Source organism: Ignavibacteria bacterium (assembly GCA_025612375.1).
In the GTDB taxonomy this organism is placed as follows: domain Bacteria; phylum Bacteroidota; class Ignavibacteria; order Ignavibacteriales; family SURF-24; genus JAAXKN01.
In genome coordinates this window covers 94,902-117,522 of the sequence record JAAXKN010000006.1, presented here as the reverse complement: position 1 = coordinate 117,522, position 22,621 = coordinate 94,902, and the positions used below count along the sequence as shown (strand labels likewise).

21 protein-coding genes are annotated in these 22,621 nt (G+C 43.5%); 18 read left to right on the top strand and 3 right to left on the bottom strand.

From position 1 onward, the window contains the following. Positions 1-5 precede the first annotated feature (5 nt). Both pstB (HF312_06360) and pstB (HF312_06355) read left to right on the top strand, forming a co-directional pair. Positions 6-761 carry a phosphate ABC transporter ATP-binding protein gene (gene pstB, locus HF312_06360; GenBank protein ID MCU7519824.1) on the top strand — a complete coding sequence of 252 codons (756 nt, stop codon included), beginning with the start codon at positions 6-8 and terminating at the stop codon, positions 759-761. Then, positions 761-1,537 (top strand): phosphate ABC transporter ATP-binding protein, encoded by a 777-nt coding sequence (pstB, locus tag HF312_06355; protein MCU7519823.1) that lies wholly within the window; start codon positions 761-763, stop codon positions 1,535-1,537. The genes pstB (HF312_06360) and pstB (HF312_06355) overlap by 1 nt, the downstream gene beginning before the upstream one ends. 86 nt (positions 1,538-1,623) lie before the next feature. Here pstB (HF312_06355) and phoU read toward each other — a convergent pair whose 3' ends face one another. Then, positions 1,624-2,307 (bottom strand): phosphate signaling complex protein PhoU, encoded by a 684-nt coding sequence (phoU, locus tag HF312_06350; GenBank protein MCU7519822.1) that lies wholly within the window; start codon positions 2,305-2,307, stop codon positions 1,624-1,626. Positions 2,308-2,600: 293 nt separating this feature from the next. Next, positions 2,601-3,053, bottom strand: coding sequence for an ester cyclase (locus HF312_06345; protein MCU7519821.1), 453 nt, complete (start codon positions 3,051-3,053; stop codon positions 2,601-2,603). Positions 3,054-3,402: 349 nt separating this feature from the next. Here HF312_06345 and HF312_06340 point away from each other — a divergent pair, with 349 nt between their 5' ends. The 16 genes from HF312_06340 to HF312_06265 all read left to right on the top strand — a co-directional run bounded on the left by HF312_06340 (position 3,403) and on the right by HF312_06265 (position 21,381). After that, a complete protein-coding gene (locus HF312_06340; GenBank protein ID MCU7519820.1) occupies positions 3,403-5,253 on the top strand; it encodes an APC family permease in 1,851 nt (616 codons plus the stop codon). 47 nt (positions 5,254-5,300) lie between these two features. Further along, on the top strand, positions 5,301-6,644 hold the full coding sequence (locus HF312_06335; GenBank protein MCU7519819.1) for a sigma-54-dependent Fis family transcriptional regulator: 1,344 nt from the start codon (positions 5,301-5,303) through the stop codon (positions 6,642-6,644). A gap of 349 nt (positions 6,645-6,993) precedes the next feature. After that, complete coding sequence (gene kdpF, locus HF312_06330; protein MCU7519818.1) at positions 6,994-7,089, top strand: K(+)-transporting ATPase subunit F; 96 nt, start codon at positions 6,994-6,996, stop codon at positions 7,087-7,089. Between the two features lie 12 nt (positions 7,090-7,101). Beyond that, positions 7,102-8,793, top strand: a complete 1,692-nt coding sequence (gene kdpA, locus HF312_06325) for a potassium-transporting ATPase subunit A (GenBank protein MCU7519817.1) — start codon at positions 7,102-7,104, stop codon at positions 8,791-8,793. A gap of 24 nt (positions 8,794-8,817) precedes the next feature. Continuing rightward, positions 8,818-10,875 (top strand): potassium-transporting ATPase subunit KdpB, encoded by a 2,058-nt coding sequence (gene kdpB / locus HF312_06320; protein ID MCU7519816.1) that lies wholly within the window; start codon positions 8,818-8,820, stop codon positions 10,873-10,875. 75 nt (positions 10,876-10,950) lie between these two features. Beyond that, on the top strand, positions 10,951-11,517 hold the full coding sequence (kdpC, locus tag HF312_06315; protein ID MCU7519815.1) for a potassium-transporting ATPase subunit KdpC: 567 nt from the start codon (positions 10,951-10,953) through the stop codon (positions 11,515-11,517). Positions 11,518-11,576: 59 nt separating this feature from the next. Then, a complete protein-coding gene (locus HF312_06310; GenBank protein ID MCU7519814.1) occupies positions 11,577-12,011 on the top strand; it encodes a hypothetical protein in 435 nt (144 codons plus the stop codon). Between the two features lie 70 nt (positions 12,012-12,081). Then, a complete protein-coding gene (locus HF312_06305) occupies positions 12,082-13,173 on the top strand; it encodes a sensor protein KdpD (GenBank protein MCU7519813.1) in 1,092 nt (363 codons plus the stop codon). Further along, a complete protein-coding gene (locus HF312_06300) occupies positions 13,166-14,995 on the top strand; it encodes a PAS domain-containing protein (GenBank protein MCU7519812.1) in 1,830 nt (609 codons plus the stop codon). Before HF312_06305 ends, HF312_06300 begins: the two co-directional genes overlap by 8 nt. Before the next feature lie 204 nt (positions 14,996-15,199). Continuing rightward, complete coding sequence (locus HF312_06295; protein ID MCU7519811.1) at positions 15,200-16,714, top strand: tetratricopeptide repeat protein; 1,515 nt, start codon at positions 15,200-15,202, stop codon at positions 16,712-16,714. Positions 16,715-16,847: 133 nt separating this feature from the next. Next, a complete protein-coding gene (locus tag HF312_06290; GenBank protein ID MCU7519810.1) occupies positions 16,848-17,573 on the top strand; it encodes a hypothetical protein in 726 nt (241 codons plus the stop codon). 29 nt (positions 17,574-17,602) lie between these two features. Next, positions 17,603-18,151 carry a shikimate kinase gene (locus tag HF312_06285; GenBank protein MCU7519809.1) on the top strand — a complete coding sequence of 183 codons (549 nt, stop codon included), beginning with the start codon at positions 17,603-17,605 and terminating at the stop codon, positions 18,149-18,151. Further along, a complete protein-coding gene (gene aroB / locus HF312_06280; protein MCU7519808.1) occupies positions 18,138-19,229 on the top strand; it encodes a 3-dehydroquinate synthase in 1,092 nt (363 codons plus the stop codon). The genes HF312_06285 and aroB overlap by 14 nt, the downstream gene beginning before the upstream one ends. A gap of 23 nt (positions 19,230-19,252) precedes the next feature. Next, entirely contained in the window at positions 19,253-19,873 is a 621-nt protein-coding gene (locus HF312_06275; protein MCU7519807.1) for an NUDIX hydrolase, read from the top strand. 188 nt (positions 19,874-20,061) lie between these two features. Next, positions 20,062-20,358, top strand: a complete 297-nt coding sequence (locus tag HF312_06270) for a GYD domain-containing protein (protein ID MCU7519806.1) — start codon at positions 20,062-20,064, stop codon at positions 20,356-20,358. 96 nt (positions 20,359-20,454) lie between these two features. After that, a complete protein-coding gene (locus HF312_06265; GenBank protein MCU7519805.1) occupies positions 20,455-21,381 on the top strand; it encodes a hypothetical protein in 927 nt (308 codons plus the stop codon). Positions 21,382-21,461: 80 nt separating this feature from the next. Here the strand turns inward: HF312_06265 and HF312_06260 are convergent, their stop codons facing one another. Further along, complete coding sequence (locus HF312_06260; protein ID MCU7519804.1) at positions 21,462-22,475, bottom strand: mechanosensitive ion channel; 1,014 nt, start codon at positions 22,473-22,475, stop codon at positions 21,462-21,464. Between the last annotated feature and the right edge of the window lie 146 nt (positions 22,476-22,621).

Sequence of the window (22,621 nt, the reverse complement as noted above, 5' to 3'; positions counted from 1 at the left end):
TTTTAATGAGTACAAAATTTCAGATAAAGAACTTCAGCTTTTTTAATAACAGTCACCCGGTCTTAAAGAGCATCAATATGGATATTACCGACCGGGAGATACTTGGCGTTATAGGGCCCGCGGGTTCCGGAAAAACCACATTCCTCCGGTCATTAAACAGGATGAATGAACTTGAAACGGGCAGCAGGACTGAAGGTGAAATCCTGATGGACGGGCAGAACATTTATAATGCTGAAGTTGACGTGGTTACGTTAAGAAAGAAAGTGGGGATGGTTTTTGCAATGCCCGTTCCTCTTCCCATGAGCATTTATGAAAACGTTGTCTACGGGCCGAGGCTCTCGGGCATAAGCAGCAAAGCACAGCTTGACGAACTGGTGGAAAAAAGCCTCAGTGCGGCTTTTATATGGGATGAGGTCAAGGACCGCCTGAAGCTCTCGGGTCTCAGGCTTTCCGGTGGCCAGCAGCAGAGACTCTGCCTGGCGCGCGTGCTTGCAATGAAGCCCGAGGTTATTCTTTTAGATGAGCCGTGCTCGGGGCTGGACCCAATTTCAACGGCAAAGATAGAAGACGCTCTTACGGTGCTTAAAAAAGAATACACAATTATACTAGTGACAAATAATACAAAACAGGCTGCCCGCGTGGCAGACAAGACGGCATATTTCCTTATGGGGGAAATGATAGAAATGGGGCTTACAAGGCAGATATTTACTGCCCCTAAAAAACAGGAAACTCATGATTATATTACAGGAAGATTCGGCTGATGGAAAACTTAATAACTGACATAAAAAATAAAATGGAGGTTTCAAATCTGGACCTGTTTTACACAAGGTTTCAGGCGCTGAAATCAGTTTCCATGCCGGTAGAAAGAAATAAAATTACGGCTTTAATCGGACCGTCGGGCTGCGGTAAGTCCACTCTCCTCAGGTGCCTTAACCGCATGAATGATTTAATACCGGGCACAAAAGTAACAGGCAGCATAACATTGGATGACATGGACGTTTACAGCCAGGAGATGCAAGTAACCGACTTAAGAAAACGCGTGGGGATGGTTTTTCAGAGGCCAAACCCTTTTCCTCTTTCAATCTATGAGAACGTTACCTACGGGCTTAAGGTGGCAGGTGTCAGGAACAGAAAGATTCTGGATGAAGCCGCCGAAAGAAGCCTTAAGGGCGCATGGATGTGGGATTATGTGAAGGATAAGCTTGACCATCCGGCGCTTGAACTCCCGCTGGACCAGCAGCAGAGGCTCTGCATAGCAAGGCTGCTTGCAGTGGAGCCTGAAGTGATTCTGATGGATGAGCCGTGCTCGGCTCTGGACCCGATTGCGACAATGAAGGTTGAAGAACTGATGCTTGATCTGGTGAAGAATTACACCATTGTAATTGTAACACACAACATGCAGCAGGCAGCCCGCGTTTCGGAATATACGGGTTATATGCTCCTGGGGAAAATGATAGAGTTTAACAATACGAAGGCAATATTTACAAAGCCCAAGGACAAACTGACGGAAGAATATATTTCAGGAAAGTATGGCTGATCACGTCCAGCCATAAAAAAGCAGGGTAAGAGAAGAAAACTTCTCTACCCTGCTTCAAAAAAATCTTCTTTTAACTATTCGACTAACTATTCTACCGGCTCGCCGCCTTTATCAAGTTTCTTTTTGTGTGTAATAAACTCTGCATCCACGTAGAAGACCAGGTCTTCGGCAATATTTGTGGCGTGGTCGGCAAGGCGTTCAACATGCCGCGATAAGACGATCAGGTGGCTTGCAGGTTCAATAAGCGAGGGGTCCGCCTGCATTTTGGCTACAAGGAACTTAAAAGTTTCTTTATTGAGCTTGTCTACAACGTCATCTGAATCCAGCACCTGGCGGGCGCGTTCAGTGCTTCTGTTAATAAATGAGTCTATGGCATCCTGCACCATTTTTCTGGCCTGGGCACCCATTTCCACAATTTTAGATTCAATAATGAGGTCGTGAAAGCCTTTGGTCTTCTTTACGCGCTGAGCAATATTAACCGCAATGTCGCCGCAGCGCTCCAGCTGGTTATTGATCATAAGTGCCGAGAGAATGAATCTCAGGTCGCTTGCAACGGGCTGGAAAAGGGCGAGTATATTTTCGCACTGTGTATTTATCAGGTTGTCGTAGGCATCTACTTCATTATCCCTGGCTTTCATGCCTTTGCAGAGTTCAATGTCTCCGGTTTCAAGAGCCTTGGCTGCGCGTCCTACCTGTTCATCGACGAGCGATGCCATTTTAATGAGGTTTTCTTTTAAGCTCTCTGTTTCTTTTACGAAGTTTTCCTGCATAGTTCTTCTCTCGAATAATAATTAATAATTAGCTGTACTAATAGGGTTTAGCCAGTATGCTTAAGACCAGTGACCACATTGTGCATACAATGTAAGCAAAATTTCAGTATTGCAGCAATATCATAACTTAAAAATAACAAATCACAGTGACATTAGGTGTTAATTAATTGTTAAGTTTTATTCCATACTATTTGAAAGTTCCGGAATGTAAAGCCTTAAGGGCGGAAAAAATCCCTGCCTGAAGGCTGGTGACTAAATCAGGCAGGGAGCAAATTTTTGCAATTTGATATTAATTAATGAGGTATTGCAACCGGCATTTCAACGCCCAGCTGTTTTAAGACTCCGGGAAGCCCGCCGCCTTCAACATGGGTAAGTTTCAGCTTTGTTATCTTATTGTCTTTAACCGTAACTTCAAGCGGCTCTTCGGGCATTTTCACGGTTTTATTTGTTGCCGGAATGTCCTTGATTCCCGGGATTGGCGAAGGTAGGGTGTTTGTATGCGTACCTGTAAGTTTTACTTTCACAAACACGCGGTCACCCTTGTCCTCGGTAATCCTGTAATTAAAGCGGAAGTCAGGCATTCCTTTATTAAAAGCACGATGTAAGCCAAGGAATTCGTAGCTGCCCAGCGGATCGGGACCGACGCCAACCACCTTGAAATCTTTTGAGAGAAAATTATCAGCTTTCGTAAAGTCATTGTTTTCAATTGCCGTCAAAAATTCTTCTACAACTTTGCCTGCTTTCATATTATCCTCCTTTCAAAAGGAAATATTAAGTTTATTTGAACCTGCAGCAAAACCATTTATTTGCAATGCCTGCCGCACAGCCAATTTTTCAAGAAATATGAAAAATTTCAAGTGGCAATAAAATTACACTACCGTGTTCGGGCATCCGCCTGCGGCTTTTCATTTTGAAAACCGTCATTTCCATTTTGGAAATCCTGCTTTTATTGAAAGGATGAAAATGTCCTTTTGGGGCTGAAAACAGGCAGAATTAGGCATTGAAACTCTGGCACTTATTTAGCAGCTTTATACATTGCCAATACCTGTAATAACAGGTTAATTCTAACATAACCATTTCCCAGGCAAACTTAATATGACAACTGTTCTATACATTATTATAAATATTCTTCTCGTTGCGGGTTTTGTTAAGCTCATGACGAAGAAAGACTACCTTTCGTACCTGTTTAACGGCAGGTGGTTTCTGACGTGGATTGCAGTAGGTATAATCACTCTCATGGATGAGCTGACGTCAATCTACTATGCCCCTTTTGAGGCTTACAGGTTCATCGGGCTGAAGGCAATTGTTTATATTGCTCTTACTTCTATTCTCATAAGGTTTCTTTCAACCAGGATGGTTGAGATTGCGGAGATACTTGAAGTAAATAATATTAAGGGGGGCGGAGTTTATTCTTTTTCCTACCTCGTTCTGGGGCCAAGCTTTTCATTTATAGCAATCTCTTCGATCATAGTTGATTATGTCCTGACGGCAACAATCTCCACCGTAAGCGCCGTGGAAAACGGCACGTCTTTTCTTGCCATGGGGCCTGAGATAAGATTTATACTGAAGTTCGGCGTCATATGGGCCATAACAGGGCTTAACATTGTGGGAATAAAGGAGAATGCAAAGTTTACATTTCTGATATTTGTCTTTGCAGCATTCGTGCTGGTAAATCTCATTATCGGCGGGGCAGCTAATATGCACCCGGGTACCGTTGGACAACTTGGGGAGAGTTTTAAGGGCTTCTGGGGGGACATAAGCCACGGGTCCATATTTGGGTCTTATCAGAATATAATTATCGGCATCGGGAGCTGTATTCTGGCTTATTCAGGAATTGAGTCGGTTCTTCAGACGGCTTCTCTTGTAAAAAGCTGGAAAGAGATCAGACGAGCCTACCTTTTCCTGGCGGTAACAGTAGGTATAGTTACCCCTCTTATTGCTCTTTTTGCACTTTCATCAAATGTTGATATCAGTAAGCATGAAACTGACCTCATACCGGCCTTTGCCGCAAGCGTAAACGGAGAGATCTTTGGAATTGTTGTTGCCGTACTTGCGAGCATTACGCTTATCATGGCGGTCAATACGGCCATGGTTGCCTCGGCAGAGCTCATTGAAAAGGTTGGAGAGAGGTACAACTACCAGTGGCTCATACAGCTCAATAAAAAACAGTCACTCTACAGAATACATATTATTAATGGTATTTTCTATACCGTAATACTTTTAATTACCAGCGGCAGCCAGGCAATGCTGGCCGAGATGTATGCCGTAGGGCTTGTTGCCAGCTTCTGCATAAATACAGGTTCACTCCTCATATACAGGTATTCAAAAGGGACTAAAGAGATTACATACCACACTTCAAGGCTGGGGACGCTTCTTCTTTTTATCATCCTTTTGAGCACGTTTACCTACATTATTATCCACCGGCCCTTCGGCACACTGCTCTGGTTCATAATTACGGTTACATTCCTCATTGCAGGCCTTAAAATAGCCAAGTTCCGTGCACCTGAGATTCCTGTCAGGAGGGCTACAAGAACCCCTATGGATCTTCTTTTCGCCATACTTGACGTTCCGGAAGATGATGTCCACCTTTATTTCAGGCGTCCTACGGAGAGTGAAAAGAATAAAGATGGAAATTCACTTTATGTGAGTTTTTATTCCCCTAGAAAGGAGGCTCCTCACAATTTAAGCCCGAATCATTTCTGGATGTCAATTCAGAGAAAGACGAATCTTTTCGGAATGATCATTGCGCTTCTTAAGACTCTGGATTATGAGTTGCCGCCGGACAAGCGCCTGCACATTCATTTCGGCTGGCCGTTGTCGTCCTGGCTAGACAGGATGTCGATCGGTGTAATGATCTATAACATAATCAATCTGCCCAGGAAATTCCCGAAGTTTAACTTTGTGATTGAATACTCAGTCAGGGAAAAAATCAAGGAAATAGTTTAAGTTATGGAATAAAATATTACATTACGGTGTAAAACTTAAAAGGGGTTATGGAAAAGGCAAATATACTGGTTATTGACGATGAGGAATCTTTAAGGGGTCTTATAAGGCAGATGCTTGAGCTTGAAGGCTTCAGGGTTTTTGAAAGCGGAACTGCAGAAGAGGGGCTCTCAATTCTCTCAAGAGAGGATGTGCATGCCGTAATCAGCGACGTGAGACTGCCGGACGCCAACGGTATAGACCTCATTCCAAAGATAAAGGCAATTAATAGCCTCTGCGAGATAATTGTTATTACTGCATACGGAACGATTAAAGACGGGGTAAGGTCAATCCAGTCGGGCGCCTTTGATTATATAACAAAAGGTGATGAGGACAACAGGCTCATTTCACTGGTTGAAAAGGCGGTTGAAAAGGTAAATCTTAAGACAAAAATTACGCAGCTTGAAAAAAGGATCAGTGAGAAGTACGGTTTTGAGAATGTAATTGCGTGTTCGGACATGATGAAGGATACGGTTTCATTTGCAAAGAAAATTGCTGAGACTGACGCGCCCGTTCTTTTAATGGGAGAGACCGGTTCAGGCAAGGAAGTTTTTGCACAGGCAATCCACAGTGCCAGCCCAAGAAAAGATGAGCACTTTATAGCCGTCAACTGCAGCTCATTTTCGAAGGAGCTCCTGGAGTCTGAAATGTTCGGCTATAAGGCAGGTGCCTTTACGGGAGCTGTAAGGAACAAAAAAGGCTTGTTTGAGGAAGCGGACAAAGGGACGCTCCTTTTAGACGAGATTGGAGAGCTGGACGTCTCGCTTCAGGCAAAACTCTTAAGAGTCCTGGAGACTAATGCCTTCATAAAGCAGGGTGATACAAAGACGACGAATGTGGATGTAAGGATTATTGCTGCCACAAACAGGAATATTGAGGAAGAGGTTTCAAAAGGAAGTTTCAGAAAGGACCTTTACTACAGGCTGAGCGTGGTAAAGCTGGAAATCCCTTCCTTGAGGGACAGAAGGGAGGATATTGTCCCCCTCATAAACTCATTCATTAAGTATTTCAGTGCCAGGCTTAATAAAACGGTAAGTGAAGTTGAGCCTGAATTTATAGAGAAGCTCAGGCAGTATGACTTCCCCGGGAATATAAGGGAGCTGAGGAATATAGTTGAGCGTGCGGTTATTATAAGCGAAGAGGGCAGGCTGAAAGCCTCTTATCTCCCAAGGGAAGTTATATTCAGCACCCCCTCCCGGGCAGGCAAGGAAGCGGGCCGGACACTTGATGAATTTGAAAAGCAGCACATACTGGATGCCTTAAGCCAGGCCGGCGGAAACAAGCAGAAAGCCGCTGAAACGCTAGGCATTGGTCTGACAACCCTCTATAGAAAACTCCAGCAGTACGGGCTATAAAGCAGGCAATTGCTTTTGCTCCTCTTCCCAGGGGACCACACTATCTATTCAATCCATTTATAAACAAACATTTTCATTTCGAGAGCCGGATTTCCATTTCGGCAACCCTTAGAGCAGAAAACATATAAGTACACCTATATTTATGCCCGAAAGCCTGAAAATTCAGGCTTTTTTTTTGTCAATTAGTTGGCATGCAATTGGATTTCTATAATTAAAGGAGGGAGAAAAAGACAATCCCCTGAAAAAATAATGAGGTGATAAAATGTTAACAAGTCTTCTAATGATTGTTTTAGGTTCAATGCTGTTCTACATAAACATCAGGTTTATTGACTTTTTTGACAAAATGTAATTGACGGGAGAGAGGGAAATGATAATACTACTGATTCTTTGTTTTGCCGTAGGAATATATTTAACATATGCCTTAATAAAACCGGAGAAATTTTAAGGATATACTATTATGAATACAGAGATCTTTGGAATTGCTGCAACATTCATTCTTACTGTACTATTTGCCTACCCTTTAGGGAAGTATATGGCAAAAGTATTTAAGGGGGAGAAAGTCTGGAGCGACTTTTTAAAGCCGTTCGAAAGGCTCATTTTCAGGATATCAGGAATTGATCCTGAAAAGCCTATGGACTGGAAAGAAGGTCTAAAAGCAATGCTTCTGCTAAACGTGGTTTTTTTCCTATGGGCATATGTACTTTTGCTGATAAGGCATCCTTTCTTAAATCCCATGGATATTCCGGCTATGGAGGCCTCTCTTGCATTTAATACGGCTGCAAGTTTTGTCTCAAATACGAATCTTCAGCACTATTCAGGTGAAACCGGTGCGTCATATTTTACACAGATATTTCTTCTTATGTTTATGCAGTTTGTAAGTGCCTCTACAGGTATTGCCGCTCTTGCGATGTTGTTTAAAGGCCTGGTACAGAGGCAAATGAGTGATCTGGGAAACTTCTACTGCCTTGTTGTAAAAAGCACCACAAGAATACTTCTTCCGCTTTCAGTTGCTGTTGCCGTTATCTTATTGTTAAACGGCACCCCAATGACATTTAACGGTGCACAAAAAATAATTACACTGCAGGGTGACACGGTAAGTGTTGCTACGGGACCTGCTGCCGGCATGGTGGCTATAAAGCAGTTGGGAACAAACGGCGGCGGATTTTTTGGAGTAAATTCAGCTCACCCGCTGGAAAATCCTAATTACCTGACTAATATGGTTGAGAATATTTCAATATTAGTTATTGCAATAGGGCTGGTTTTCTCCTTCGGGTTTTATCTTGAGAAAAAGAAGTTGGGATATATTTTCTTTAGTGTAATGGCTGCAATAATGCTTTTATTTCTTATTCTTACTGTCAGGTGGGAAATTGACGGCAACCCGAAAATAAAAGCCATTGGGATCTCACAACAGCAGGCATCGAACATGGAAGGCAAGGAAGTGCGCTTTGGTCCTGCGGCTTCAGCTTATTGGGGAGTTACAACAACTTCTACATCAAACGGTTCTGTAAATTCAATGCACGACAGTTTTATGCCGCTTTCAGGCGGGCTGTTTATGATTGATATGATGATAAATTCAATATTCGGAGGCGTCGGGGTTGGATTCTTAAACTTTTTTATCTACCTGGTTATTGCTGTCTTTATAGCCGGACTTATGGTTGGGCGCACTCCTGAGCTGCTGGGCAAAAAGATAGAGGCGAAAGAAGTAAAAATAGCCGCTGTTGTGCTGCTGCTGCATCCGTTGTTAATCCTTGTTGGAACAGCCATTGCTGCTCATATCTCTGCAATAAACCCATCCATAGGCTGGACACCTAACCCGGGATATCATGGCTTTTCAGAGATGCTTTATGAATTTACTTCCTCCTCAGCAAACAACGGCTCGGGATTCGAAGGTCTGGGGGATAATACATATTTCTGGAATATCATGTGCGGCACTGTTATGCTCCTGGCACGCTTCATACCGATAATAGGACCGGTTGCAATTGCAGGGCTCCTGGCCAGGAAAAAGAAGATCCCCGAATCAGCCGGAACACTCAGAATCGACAGCCTGACATTCGGCATTGTGCTAATTGCTGTAATTGCAATAGTTGCAGCTTTATCATTTTTCCCGGCCTTGGCCGTAGGGCCTATTGCAGAATATTTTTCAATGTAAGCATAAAATTTAATTGGTGAAAATATGGGAAAAAGAAAAAAATCCGCAAAGTTATTTGAACCCGAAATTTTAAGTGCCGCGTTCAAAGAATCCTTTGTTAAATATAACCCTGCTGTAATGATGAAGAATCCCGTAATGTTTACGGTAGAAATAGGCACCTTTGTTATGCTTGCAGTTACAATAATAACAGCAATTAACCCTGAAAGCGGACAGGGAAGTTTTTTATATAATTTAGTTATTACTGTATTACTCTTCCTTACAAACCTCTTTGGAAATTTTGCAGAGGCAATTGCAGAGGCAAGGGGGAAGGCACAGGCGGCTTCACTGAGGAAAACAAGGGAGGTAACGCCGGCAAATCTCGTCTTACCTGCGGGGGAAGTAAAGCTCATAAACTCCTCAGAACTAAAGAAAGGAGACGTATTTGTTGCGTCAGCCGGAGAGACAATTCCGGCTGACGGTGAGATAATTGAAGGACTTGCTTCAATTGATGAATCCGCAATTACCGGCGAATCAGCACCGGTCATCAGGGAAGCCGGTACCGACCACTCCGGTGTGGTTGGTGGAACAAAGGTTTTGTCAGATAGAATAAAAGTGCAGGTAACAAGTAATCCCGGTGAAACCTTCCTGGATAAAATGATAGCACTGGTGGAAGGCGCTAGCAGGAAAAAGACCCCGAATGAAATAGCCCTTACAATTCTTCTTGCGGGCTTTACAATAGTATTCCTGCTCGTGACAGCAACACTCGAGCCTTTTGCTGAATATTCAAAAACTTCCATAACAATAGCAGCCCTGGTCTCATTATTTGTATGTCTGATACCAACTACAATCGGTGCTTTGCTCTCGGCAATCGGCATTGCCGGCATGGACAGGGCCTTGAGGGCAAACGTGATCTCAAAATCCGGCAAGGCAGTTGAAAATGCCGGAGATATTGATACTGTACTGCTCGATAAGACAGGCACAATTACAATCGGCAACCGCAAGGCTACAAATTTCTACCCGGTAGACGGCTTTTCAAAAGAAGAGTTCATCCGCTACTGCCTCCTGAGTTCAATGGCCGACTCGACGCCGGAAGGGAAATCGATACTTGAGCTGGGCGAAAAAAATAACATTAAAATAAATGAGAAAGACGTACAGGGGGCCAGGTTTATAAAATTTTCCGCTGAGACCAGGATGAGCGGGATTGACCTGCCGGGCGGTATAGAGATCAGAAAGGGTGCCTGGGATTCTATTAAGGCAATGTCCAATAGCCATTATTCCTTTAACTCTAAGGCAGAAATTGAAGAAATAGAAAAGAATGTAAGGCACATTGCTGAAAACGGGGGCACGCCGCTGGCAGTGGCTGTTGACCATAAAGCCCTGGGAGCCATACAGCTGGAAGATATCATTAAACCCGGTATTCAGGAACGCTTTGAACGTTTAAGAAAGATGGGAGTTAAGACCGTAATGGTTACCGGGGACAACCCGCTGACGGCTAAATACATTGCAAACAAGGCAGGAGTTGACGACTTTATTGCAGAGGCAAAGCCCGAGGACAAGCTTAGATACATAAGGGAAGAACAGAAATCAGGAAAGCTGGTTGCAATGATGGGCGACGGCACAAATGACGCCCCGGCTCTTGCACAGGCTGACGTTGCCGTTGCAATGAACACAGGAACACAGGCAGCCAAGGAAGCAGCCAATATGGTTGACCTGGATAATGACCCGACAAAACTCCTGGAAGTAATTGAAATAGGCAAACAGATGCTTATTACAAGAGGCAATGTTACAACATTCTCACTTGCAAACGACGTTGCAAAATACTTCGCAATTATTCCCGGCATTTTTGCAGCCGCAATTCCGGGCCTTAACGCGCTTAATATTATGCGCCTGGGCTCATCTGAATCAGCAATACTTTCAGCAGTTATATTTAATGCACTCGTAATACCGGCACTCATTCCGCTGGCACTAAAAGGAGTTAAATATAAAGCTATCGGCGCCACTGCCATGTTAAGAAGAAACCTTTTCATCTATGGCCTGGGCGGTATTATTTCTCCTTTTATAGGAATTAAATTGATAGATATGGTAATCAGCCTGTTCTTCTGATTTGTGAAAGGCTTAGAGAGTATTGTCCTCTGGGCTTAAATTAAAATATTCAATAATTGAATAAATTGATAATAAATGAAAACATTACGAAATATATTAGGCATACATTTTACACTTCTCATTCTTTGCAGTGTAATATTCACATTAGTTATCTGGGCAATAGCACAGCTGTTTCCCTCTGCTGCCGAAGGATTTCCAATCATGAAAGACGGAAGGATAATTGGCTATGAAAATGTGGGGCAGAAATTCACAAAAGATAAGTATTTCCAGGGCCGGCCTTCAGCTTCTGATTATAATGCCGCAGCTACATCTGCAAGCAATATGGGCCCAACAAATCCTGATTACCTGAAAGAAGTTAAAGCAAGAGTTGATACGTTTCTTGTTCATAATCCCGGGATAAAGGTCTCAGATATTCCTGTTGAAATGGTAACAGCATCAGGCAGCGGCCTGGATCCTCATATTTCTCCGGAGGGCGCGCTTATTCAGGTAAAAAGAATTTCACGGGCAAGAGATATTCCGGAATACAAAATTAGAGAGCTTGTGGAAAAATATAAAGAAAAACCGCTTCTGGGGCTTTTCGGTCCGGAACGCATTAATGTACTGAGGCTTAATCTGGCACTTGAAAAATTAGAGATAAAATAGTTGAGGGTTATGGGTCTTCAGTTACTTATAATATAATTATTAACGGGAGATATAAAAAGATGAAAGAGACAATAAAAGAAATCCTTTCAAAGGCAGATGAAAAATACCGCCTCAGGTATCTGCTTGGAAAGGATGATATTGACGATATACAGGCTGCAATTGTGGTCTTAAGGGAAAGCCTGATGAAGGAATTCCCAGGCCTAATTATCAGATCGCGCCTGGATAAAATCAAACTTGAGAGCCAAACGGATGAATATTATACGATAATGGTGATTCAACTTATACCGGAACATCTTATATTGCAGTACAATGAATTCGGGGCCCTGGAACTATTCAATTCCAGATCAGAATGTGATATGAAACTCATAGGTGAGGTCAAAAGCGTTCTTAAAAGCCTGGGTTTTTATCAGACCGGCGAAAGCCGTGGCCAGGAAGACAGATATGACTGGCACTTCGAAACCTACAAAATAGACGTGATAAGAAGAAAAATATAGTACGGGAGAATATTTGGCTTTGGAAAGTGCTGAAGATACAAGAAGTGCATCGGTTGAATACTTTCTCCAGATGATTAAATCCTCCAGGAGGGGAAAGTTCAAGATCTATATCGGCATGGCGGCCGGAGTGGGGAAAACTTTCCGCATGCTTCAGGAGGCACATCAGCTCCTGGAAAGCGGTATTGACGTGTGCATAGGATATATTGAATCTCATGGCAGGTCTGAAACAGAAAAGCTTAAAGCAGGACTTCCTGAAATTCAAAGGAAATCAACTTTCTATAAGGGCAGAATGCTGGAGGAGATGGACCTTGATGCGATTCTTATAAGAAAGCCGGAACTTGTGCTGGTCGACGAACTGGCTCACACAAATATGCCCGGATCCAAAAACACTAAAAGGTGGGAAGACGTTATTCAGATAATTGATAACGGTATTAATGTAATAAGTACTGTGAATATACAGCACATTGAAAGCATCAACAAGGAAGTGGAAAGAATTACGGGCGTTGAAATAAAAGAACGGGTTCCCGACAGCGTAATTGAAATGGCAGATGAAATTGTCAATGTCGACCTTGCCATAGATGATCTCATTGAAAGGATTAAGGAGGGTAAAGTTTATGACATGGGGAAGGTTCCTACGGCCCTTAATAATTTTTTCCAGACCGAAAAGCTCCTGCAGCTGAGGGAACTGGCCTTAAGAGAGTCAACCCGTCAGGTGGGGCGCAAAATAAAAAGGGACCTGATAAAGCAGCCGAAAAGAAATAATGCAGTACTGACATGCCTTAGCAGCAACAGCAAGTCGGGTGTAAACCTTATAAGGAAATCCGCCAGGCTGGCATCCATTAATAATTCAAAGTGGTACGTTCTTTATGTCCAGACTCAAAAGGAAAGTCCCGAGAATATCGAAGCTTCTGAACAGAGGCACCTGATAAATAATTTCAAGCTGGCGACTGAGCTGGATGCGGAAGTGGTCAGGATCAAGGCTAATAATGTCCCGGAAGCAATAGCTGAATATGCCAGGAATAAAGAGATAGGGACCATCGTGCTGGGGAGGCCGGAACAAGGCTTTTGGGAACAGCTGACAAAAAACAATATATTAAAAGATTTATTTAAGCTAATAAAAAATTTAAGCATAGACATTTTTATTGTATCTAATCATGAATAAGTTAAAAACAAAAATACTGCTGCTGCTTTCATTTATTTTCCTGATCATACTGGTGCTCGGAATCATGGGCTCGCAGTTTATCTCAGTTCTCTCCAGGGACTCGGGGGAAATTATTAAGGATAACTACAAGTCGATTGAATATACCTCAAACATGCTTAAAGCGCTGGACGGGCTTTATACGCTTCACGCTGAAAGGGACCTTCTCAGGCACGATGTCTCAGCTGTAAATGAGACCGGGCAGAAAAAGCTGACGAAGCTGTTTAATGACAATCTTTATGCGGAGGAGAAAAATATAACCGAAACGGGTGAGGACGAAATAATAGGTATTCTTAAACAGGATTATGCCGGCTTTCTGGATATTATGGAAAAGGCGGAGAAGACGGGAGAGAGAAACTATGCCCTGCAGCTTAAGGACAAGTATGATGACGTGCGGAGCTCAATAGAAGGAATTTACAAGATAAACTCAAACGCTATAGTAAATAAGAACAATAAGGCTGCCTCTACGGCCAGGCAGGTTACGCGTTATATGATGATATTAACGGGATTAAGCCTCATTCTGGCACTCGGGTTTATAGCATATTTCCCTGTTTATATATTGCGCCCCATTTACGAACTGACCAATAAAATAAAAGCAATATCCATGGGGGACTACGGCCAGAAGCTTCCTTTTACCTCGGCCGATGAACTAGGCATACTGGTAAAAGAATTTAACAGCATGTCTACAAAACTGAAGGAATATGAAGCTAACAACCTTCACAAGCTCCTCGTTGAGAAGAAAAGGATGGAGGCTATAATCTATGGCCTAAATGACGCGATATTTATAATTGACGAAGATAAGAAATTTCTTTACCTGAATAAATCCGCACAGGAGATTACGGGGCTTAAAGAAAGTGACGTGGCAGGCCAGTCGGCGCAGGAAGTCGCTCTTACGAATGACCTCATGCGCGAGATATTAAAAGGAGTGATCATCCCCGGCAACACAAAAGGCAATCATACCAACACTTATATCCCGATTGTACTGAAGGAGAAAGAAGCGTACTTCACAAAGGAAGTAATTGAAACCAGGCTGTCGGATGATGAAAACGGCCCTGAAAGCACAATAGGATTTATAATTATACTTAAGAATGTTACGAGGTACGAAGAAAGGGATACTGCAAAGACCAATCTTATTGCAACGGTGTCTCATGAGCTAAAGACGCCTCTCTCCTCGATTAACTTAAGCATCAAGCTATTGGAGGACAAAAGGTTGGGCGACCTCAGCCCGGCGCATCAGAAGATCGTGCAGACTGTAAGGCAGGAAACACTGAGGCTTTCCAAAATGGTAAATGAGCTCCTGGATTATTCACAGACAGAATCGGGAAACATCAGACTCAAGATAGGCTTAACCAAAGCCGATGAAATAATGGACTATGCACTTACATCTTTAATGATGCTTATTAGCGACAAGAATATTGCGGTTGATACGAGCATTGAAGCTGACCTTCCCCCCATAAAGGCCGACGTTGAGAAGACTGTATGGGTTCTGGTCAACCTGATAACGAATGCCGTACGTTATACTTCAGAAAACGGGACACTGCGCATCTGCTGCACAAAGGATGGAAATTTCGTAAGGTTTTCCGTCAGCGACCAGGGCCCGGGAATTGAGAAAGAGGACCTCAAAAGAATATTCGACAAGTTTGTTCAGATAGGAAGTAACCCCAGGGGAAGGGGGCTTGGGCTTGCAATTGCCAGGGAGTTTGTCACTTCACAGTCGGGCGAGATCTGGGCTGAAAGTGAAATGGGCGTCGGCAGCACGTTTTCCTTTAAGCTCCCTGCGGCATAATTTGCCAGTCTATTCATTCTATCCATTTGGCAGGCCCCCCCGGGTTAACGCCCGAAGGCCTGCATACCAATGAACCTGCTTGCGGCGTATTAAGGGCACAGGTTTTACCATTGATAAAAGGCAGGGAAAAAATAGCTTTTTCATATCTAAAACTCCTCATGTTCTTTTCTTAATTTTCATTCCCACACAATATTGGAGGGCTGTATGAAACTCAGATCCGGATGGTTAGTGGTGTTCTTTGTAACGCTGCTTTCTTTCGTTATGGTCTCCAGACCTTCTTATCCGCAACAGAAGCAGCAGAAGAAAGTAAAGGCACAGATGACAATGTCCAAAGATGAGGTCCCAGTTACAACCAAATCACAGGATGCCAGGCAGAAATATCTCGAGGGAATGCAGTTTATGTGGAACCTTCAGGCCGATAAAGCCCGTGCCTCTTTCCAGGATGCCGTTCAGAAAGATCCCGATTTTGCTCTTGGTTACATGGGACTTGCCATGACCAGGGGAAAATTCTCTGATTCAAAGCAGGACTATGACAAAGCTGAAAGCCTCATGGATAAGGTATCCGAAGGAGAGAAACAATTAGTCACTTTTACAAAATCCCAGTTTGAAGGAAATACTGCAAAGGCAAAGGAAGCACTGGACAAGCTCTTAAGCATGTTCCCGAAGGATAAGATGGTACAGACATATGCCGGCAATTTTGAAAACTTTGTAAAGCAGGATTATGATGCCGCAATAAGCCACTATCAGAAGGCAATTGCCATCGACAAAAACTTTGCTCCGGTATATAACATCATGGGCTATGCTTATTCCTCCAAGAACGATTTTAAGAAAGCAGAGGCTGCATTCAAGAAGTACATATCACTGATTCCTGACAACCCGAATCCTTACGACTCCTATGGCGAGCTGCTCCTGAAATACGGTAAGTATGATGAGTCCATTAAACAGTATCAGAAAGCTCTTAAAATCGATCCGAACTTCTGGTCTTCGTATGAGGGCCTGGGGAATAACTATGTTTTCAAGGATAACTTTTCAAAAGCAAGAGAAACCTATCAGCAGCTTTTCGACAAGGCGACGGTTCCCAACTGGAAACTTGCAGCTTTGTTTGATCAGGCGACTTCCTTTGTCCGTGAGGGCGATATCAATAACGCTCTGACGGAACTGGACAAACGGGCAGCTCTTGCTGAAAAAGAAGGTAATCCTGTTGCTGCAGCAACCAGCTATGGCAATAAGGGATTTATTCTAGTTGAAAGCGGAAAGCCTGAAGAAGCGATGAAGCAGTTTGATAAGGCTAAGGAAACAATTGAAAGTTCAGATCTTCCTGATCAGCTGAAAAAGAATCTCACAGCATTTGCTAATCTCCTCAGGGTTTACGGCATGACGGCCCAGGGAAAGACGGATGAAGCCAAAAGCGAGATGGACAATAAAGATAAGCTGATAGGAGGCTCAACAGATCCCGGTGTTGAGAAGAATTATGAGAGCTTCATGGGATACCTTGCCTTAAAGCAGAACAATTATGATGAGGCCCTGGCGCATTTCCAAAAGGGCGACATCCAGGATCCTTTCGACTGGTATTACATGTCGCAGGCCTATGAGAAAAAAGGAGAAACAGACAAGGCCGCAAAGCTGGTTGATAAAATCCATAAATCAAATCTGAACAGCATGAATCTTGCCATAGCGCACTACAAAACACAGACAACTGTGACAAAAGGAACCAAATAAACTACCCCTCCTTAATTTTATTTTAAGCCCTGCTGGTTAACCATGCGGGGCTTCTTTGTTTTTAAATTGAACTTTCGGCGTGAAAAGGTTATCTTTAAATATAATTTGACGGGACAATTATGCCTGGATTTATATGTTAAGGAAGTATTTCTTTGTGATGCTTGGCCTGGCTTTCTGCCTCTTAAGTGGCAGTGCACACGGACAGGAAATGTATAAGGATTTCAGCCTGAGCCTGAACTATAACTATACCACCACGGCCAGAATATTTTTGAATCCAAAATCCCCCGACGAGATATTAAGGAACAATTCCTTCTATATGGAGGATATTTTCAGCCCGTCGGCGGATCTGAGATACAGGCTTACTGAGGATATTCTGATCGGCCTTAACGTTGAATATATAAAGAAAGTGCAGGCGGGACCAAACCTGACGGTGCTTGGAAGCGGGGGGACACAGACAATTATTGTTGAAGACGGCTTCAAGGTTATCCCTTTTGAGCTTTCGGCTTATTACATCCTCCCCTTTTCAACTGAAAAGTTCAAGTTCATAATGGGCGGAGGACTGGCATACTATTACGGTGAGCACTTAAGAAAATTCGGCGACGAGGAGGTTTCGAACCTCAAGCGCGAATTTGCTTACGGAATACAGGCCCTGGTTTCATCCGACTATATGATCACAAGCTTCCTTTCATTAAGGGGTGAGATGAAGTTCAGGGATCCGGAACTGGAAGTTACAAGCAAATATAAAAATAAACGCGTAAACTATGAGGGCTCTACAATAGTGCTGGCGCAGGATACGTTTCAATCTAAAATTAATATTGACGGTGTTACTTTTACACTCGGTATGGCTTTCCATTTTTAGAAAGCAGCTATTATAAAATGCAATTTTCTATGTCTAATACAATTATATATCTGAACGGTTTTATGGCTTCGGGCAAAAGTACTATCGGGCCTATTCTCGCTAATACTTTGGGCTGGGAGTTCTACGACCTGGACAGGGTGATTGAAGAGGAGATGGGCAAGAAGATTGTGGATATCTTTAAGGACGAAGGGGAGAAGTTTTTCAGGGAAAAGGAAACTGAAACCCTGAGGAGGCTTTCCCGGATGCATGAAGTTGTCATCTCGCTTGGCGGCGGCACTTCCGTGCATAATAATAATATGGAAATTCTGACCAAGACCGGCAAGATAGTCTATCTTAAGGCTTCTCCTGAGGCTCTTTATAAAAGGCTGCGCTTTAAGCGCGACCGCCCGATGTTTAATGCGGAACAGGAGCAGGACAATAAGGAAAAGTTCAAAGCCAAGATAAGCAACCTCTTAAGCCAGCGTTCACCTTTTTATGAGAAGGCCGACCTGGTGATAAATACCGATGACTACCCGCTGGGACTCACCGTCGACAAAATTGCAAAAACCCTACTGAAGAAAATTAATGAAGAAATTTAATATCGAATTAAAAGACAGAACAATCCCCGTGCTCCTGGGCAGTGGGATTTTCGGCACAATTGTGTCCGAAATTGAAAAACGAAAGCTTAGAGGCAATATACTCCTTATTACAGACGGCAATGTAAACCGCCTCTACAGGAAGAAAGTTGAAAAGGCTTTTGAGGGCTTTAAGGGGAATTTCAATACACTGGTCCTGAAGCCCGGGGAGAATACCAAATCGCAGGAAAACCTGAACAAAATATATTCTTTCCTCCTCAAAAAGAAATACTCAAGGGATACGCTTATCATTGCCATGGGAGGCGGGGTTATTGGCGACATTGCGGGCTTTGCTGCCGCCACGTTTATGCGCGGCGTTAAATATATCCAGGTGCCAACCACACTCCTTGCCGTAAGTGACAGCGCAATTGGAGGCAAGACAGGAATAAATCTAAATAATATAAAGAACATCATCGGGGCTTTCTACCAGCCTGAGTTCGTGCTGGCGGATCTGGAATTTATTAAGAGCCTTCCTCATAAAGAAGTGCTCTGCGGAACGGGGGAGATACTGAAGTATGCGTATCTGTCCGACATGGCCTTCTACAGGTTCATTGAGGCTAACACGGGGAAACTGCTTAAGAAGAACCCGGAAGTGGTAGAAAAGGCCGCAGCAAAGTCGGTTAAGATAAAAACAGAGGTCGTCTCAGAAGACGAAAAAGAAGGCGGGAAAAGAAAGATACTTAATCTGGGACACACATTTGCGCACGCATACGAAAGCGTGCTCGATTATAAAATCAAGCACGGTGAGGCTGTAATTGCAGGACTTGCATGCGCCCTTATTCTCTCCCGCCGCCTTGGGTACTTAAATGAAGAAAAATTCCTGAAGATATCCCGAATGCTGAGGGATTTTCATCCTGATATAAAGTTCAGCAAACTGAACTTAAACTCGCTTTATAATGCAATGCTTAGCGATAAGAAAAACAAAAACGGAAAGATCAGGTTTGTGCTCTTAAAAGGCGTAGGCGAGATTGTGACGGACGTTGAGGCCGGGAAAAAGGATGTCCTTAAGACACTTAAGGAAGCAGGGGAGTTTTTCAGTTAACGGGTATAAAAAAGAGAATTATTATGATTCCTAAATGGCTGGAATGGGCCAAGAGCCTGCAGGCTCTTGCCCAGAACGGGCTTGAATACGCCACAAACGAATTTGACATTGAAAGATACAAGTCTGTAATGGAAGTTGCCGCTGAGATACTCTCGGAGCATTCACTGGTAAAAAAAGAGGTGATAAAAGAGCTTTTTTCAGAGCAGACAGGCTATGCAACTCCGAGAGTGGACGTAAGGGGCGTGGTTTTTAAGGACGACAGGATTCTAATGGTAAAGGAGAAGTCCGACGGGCGGTGGACGCTTCCCGGAGGCTGGGCCGATCCGAATGAACCCCCGTCAACGGCAGTTGAAAGGGAAGTCTTTGAAGAGTCGGGCTTTATTGTTAAAGCCACCAGGCTTCTTGCCCTATACGACCGCGACAAGCAGGGGCACTATCCGCCTCATCCTTTTCACGTCTACAAGATATTTTTCCTCTGTGAGCTTCAGGGAGGCAAGGAAACCTTAAGCATTGAAACAAGCGGCGTGGAATTTTTCAGCGAAAGTGAAATACCCGAGTTATCGCACGCAAGGGTTACAATTAAACAGATCCGGAAGTTCTTCAGCAAGTACCACAAAGCCGAATGGACGACAGAGTTTGATTAAATTACGGCATACAGCCTAAGGAATTACCACTAACTCCCTGTGAGGCGTCCTCCGGAATTCCGTAAATCATTTCCTTGTAAATCATTTCTTATTGTTTAGTCTTCGCCTTGCGGGTTTAGCCTAAAATTCTTACAATAACAATAAATCCCATCCGATTGTGTCAAAACAGTTTATTAAAGGAGGTACGTATGTCCACCTATGTGCTGCTGACAAAATTATCCGTTGATAACCAACATAATCCTAAAAGAAGAGAAACCATGGGGCGTGAGTGGTTTGAAGAGGTTAAGAAGAAATGTCCTGAAGTAAAATGGATAGACCATTATGCACTCCTGGGGCCGTTTGATTTTATGGATATTTATGAGGCTCCAAGTGAGGAAGATGCGGCAAAGGTATCGCTTATAACCATGTCGCAGGGTGCCGTTAAGGCCGAAAGCTGGAGCGCAATACCCTATAAAAGGTTTTTGGAAATAGCAAAAGATCTTTGAGCGTTAAGGCCGGAAGCCCCAAGGGGTGGTGAAATTATGGAATTAAAGTTGTAACTTCCGGCCATGAATATCAGAAACTTAAAAAAAAGGCTTAACTTGGAAAAAGGCGGGAAAGAAAATACGGGCAGAGAAAATTTAAGTGTCGCTGCAATAGGAGAAGTCCTTTTTGACGAATTCCCATGCTGCAGATGGCTCGGGGGCGCACCTTTTAACTTCATATATCACATAAATAAACTCCTGGGACGGGGGTATTTCATCTCAAAGGTTGGAAGTGACAGTTCAGGAGATGAAATAATTGAAAAGATGGCAGGGAGCAGCATTCCACGGGATTTCGTGGAAAAGGACCCTCTGCACCCCACCGGTGCAGCAACGGTGAAGGTAGATAAAAACGGCGATCCGTGCTTTACGATTGTAGAAAACTGCGCTTATGACTTTATAAAGGTAAGCAGTGAAACAAGGGAGTTTGTGAGCAAAAATGCCTCAATGCTATACTTTGGGTCGCTGGCACAGAGAAACCCTGTTTCAAGAGACGCTATCCGCTCGCTCTGGGGGCTTAACATAAAGTACTTCTGCGACATTAATATCCGCCAGCATTATTATGACAAGGAGATTGTAACCTCATCGCTTAAAGCTTCCAATGTGCTGAAAGTAAACTTAAGCGAGCTGGAGCTTATCTATGAGCTCCTTTACGGCGGTTTGTTCGAAATGGACAGCGCAGCCTTGAGGCTGATGGAGGAATTCCATATAGAGCTCCTATGCGTTACTATGGGGGCCCAGGGGGCGGCACTATACAAGGGGAATGAAAAGGACAGCTACAAGGCCAGTCTGTCGCAGATTGCAGATACGGTTGGCGCCGGGGACGCGTATTCGGCAATACTGGCAATAGGGTATTTGCAAGGCTGGCCGATTAAGAGGATAAACGGCATTGCAACTGAGTTTGCCTCAGGTGTCTGCCAGATAGAAGGCGCACTGCCGAAGGATGATGATTTTTACACGGATTTTAAGATGTTAATAGGGCGTTAAAGCTTTGCCGGGCGTTAAATTAAAGCCCTCTGAACAGGATTATCAGGCGGGAGCGCGAGTCTGCTCCCGCCAAAGCACCTTCAGGCTATTTTTATGCCTCTTTTTTCAAACTCCTCATACATTCTAATATTTATTGCCTGCTGGATGTCCATATATTTTTTATAGTCCGGACCGGAAACGTAGTACACTGTTTCAAAATTAAACTTGCTGTCGCCTAGTGACTGCAGGTTTGAGCGGTCGAACTTTGCATCCTTAACTTCACCTATAATATTCTTTATTATATCCGGTATCTCCTTCAGGCTCATCGCAGGGGCCTGGTTTACCACACTGGTCTTAAAGGCGACGCGCCTGGATTCCATTCTCTTGAAATTATGTATTCTGGAATTAGTAAGGTTTGAGTTCGGGAATATGATCTCTTCACCCGTAAGGCTGGTAAGGCGTGTTGTTTTAATGCCTATTTTTTCAACCATACCCTGCTTGTCGTCTACGGTAATATAGTCCCCGATCTCAAATGGGCGGTCGAAGAAAATTACAAAATAGCTGAAAAAGTCGCCCAGGACAGCCTGTGCGGCAAGGGCAACGGCAATACCGCCGATTCCAAGGCCCGCAATAACGGTTGAAATCTTAAAGCCGAGGTTATCCAGGAGGAACATGAGTCCAATAAACCAAGCGGCAATGCTGATAAAGGTTGAAATTCCCTTCAGGCTTGTTGTCTCCCCCTCGTTTCTTGCCTTGAAGAAATAGCCGATGGAGTAATTGATAACCAAAATGACAAAGCGGACTGCAAAAAAGGTTGTAATAACAATTGATGCTGTGTCAACGTCACGTCTTAAATACCGGGGCAGGTTGAGGAAAGTAATTCCGGTATAGACTGCTGCCAGGTACAAAAGGGGGATTAAAAACTTATCTGTATTAATTGAAATGAATTCGAGTACTTTTGACTTCGTCTTCTTTGCCCTTATATTCAGCCTGTTCAGGAAAACGGCCCGGAGGACTTTAATAATCAGTGAAGCGGCTACAATTATTCCTATGCAGGTCAGGTATTCAGAAACCGTGTTGCCGAAATAGGAAAGGTTCAAAATGCGTTCAATCAAGATAATGCTCCTTTTTTTTCCTCCGGTATATAAGCAATTTTACAGGTAAGTATCAAGAAAAACCTGTGAAAAGACCTTTTGCCGCGCGTCTTAATTGCCGCTCATTTTTTAAGCCATTTTGCAGAAAATCAGAGAAAGGGGAAACT

Coding starts and splice junctions, on each gene's coding strand:
- pstB (MCU7519824.1), top strand. CDS start 6: ATGAGTACAAAATTTCAGATAAAGAACTTCAGCTTTTTTAATAACAGT.
- pstB (MCU7519823.1), top strand. CDS start 761: ATGGAAAACTTAATAACTGACATAAAAAATAAAATGGAGGTTTCAAAT.
- phoU (MCU7519822.1), bottom strand. CDS start 2,307: ATGCAGGAAAACTTCGTAAAAGAAACAGAGAGCTTAAAAGAAAACCTC.
- HF312_06345 (MCU7519821.1), bottom strand. CDS start 3,053: ATGAAAGCAGGCAAAGTTGTAGAAGAATTTTTGACGGCAATTGAAAAC.
- HF312_06340 (MCU7519820.1), top strand. CDS start 3,403: ATGACAACTGTTCTATACATTATTATAAATATTCTTCTCGTTGCGGGT.
- HF312_06335 (MCU7519819.1), top strand. CDS start 5,301: ATGGAAAAGGCAAATATACTGGTTATTGACGATGAGGAATCTTTAAGG.
- kdpA (MCU7519817.1), top strand. CDS start 7,102: ATGAATACAGAGATCTTTGGAATTGCTGCAACATTCATTCTTACTGTA.
- kdpB (MCU7519816.1), top strand. CDS start 8,818: ATGGGAAAAAGAAAAAAATCCGCAAAGTTATTTGAACCCGAAATTTTA.
- kdpC (MCU7519815.1), top strand. CDS start 10,951: ATGAAAACATTACGAAATATATTAGGCATACATTTTACACTTCTCATT.
- HF312_06310 (MCU7519814.1), top strand. CDS start 11,577: ATGAAAGAGACAATAAAAGAAATCCTTTCAAAGGCAGATGAAAAATAC.
- HF312_06305 (MCU7519813.1), top strand. CDS start 12,082: ATGATTAAATCCTCCAGGAGGGGAAAGTTCAAGATCTATATCGGCATG.
- HF312_06300 (MCU7519812.1), top strand. CDS start 13,166: ATGAATAAGTTAAAAACAAAAATACTGCTGCTGCTTTCATTTATTTTC.
- HF312_06295 (MCU7519811.1), top strand. CDS start 15,200: ATGAAACTCAGATCCGGATGGTTAGTGGTGTTCTTTGTAACGCTGCTT.
- HF312_06290 (MCU7519810.1), top strand. CDS start 16,848: ATGTTAAGGAAGTATTTCTTTGTGATGCTTGGCCTGGCTTTCTGCCTC.
- HF312_06285 (MCU7519809.1), top strand. CDS start 17,603: ATGTCTAATACAATTATATATCTGAACGGTTTTATGGCTTCGGGCAAA.
- aroB (MCU7519808.1), top strand. CDS start 18,138: ATGAAGAAATTTAATATCGAATTAAAAGACAGAACAATCCCCGTGCTC.
- HF312_06275 (MCU7519807.1), top strand. CDS start 19,253: ATGATTCCTAAATGGCTGGAATGGGCCAAGAGCCTGCAGGCTCTTGCC.
- HF312_06270 (MCU7519806.1), top strand. CDS start 20,062: ATGTCCACCTATGTGCTGCTGACAAAATTATCCGTTGATAACCAACAT.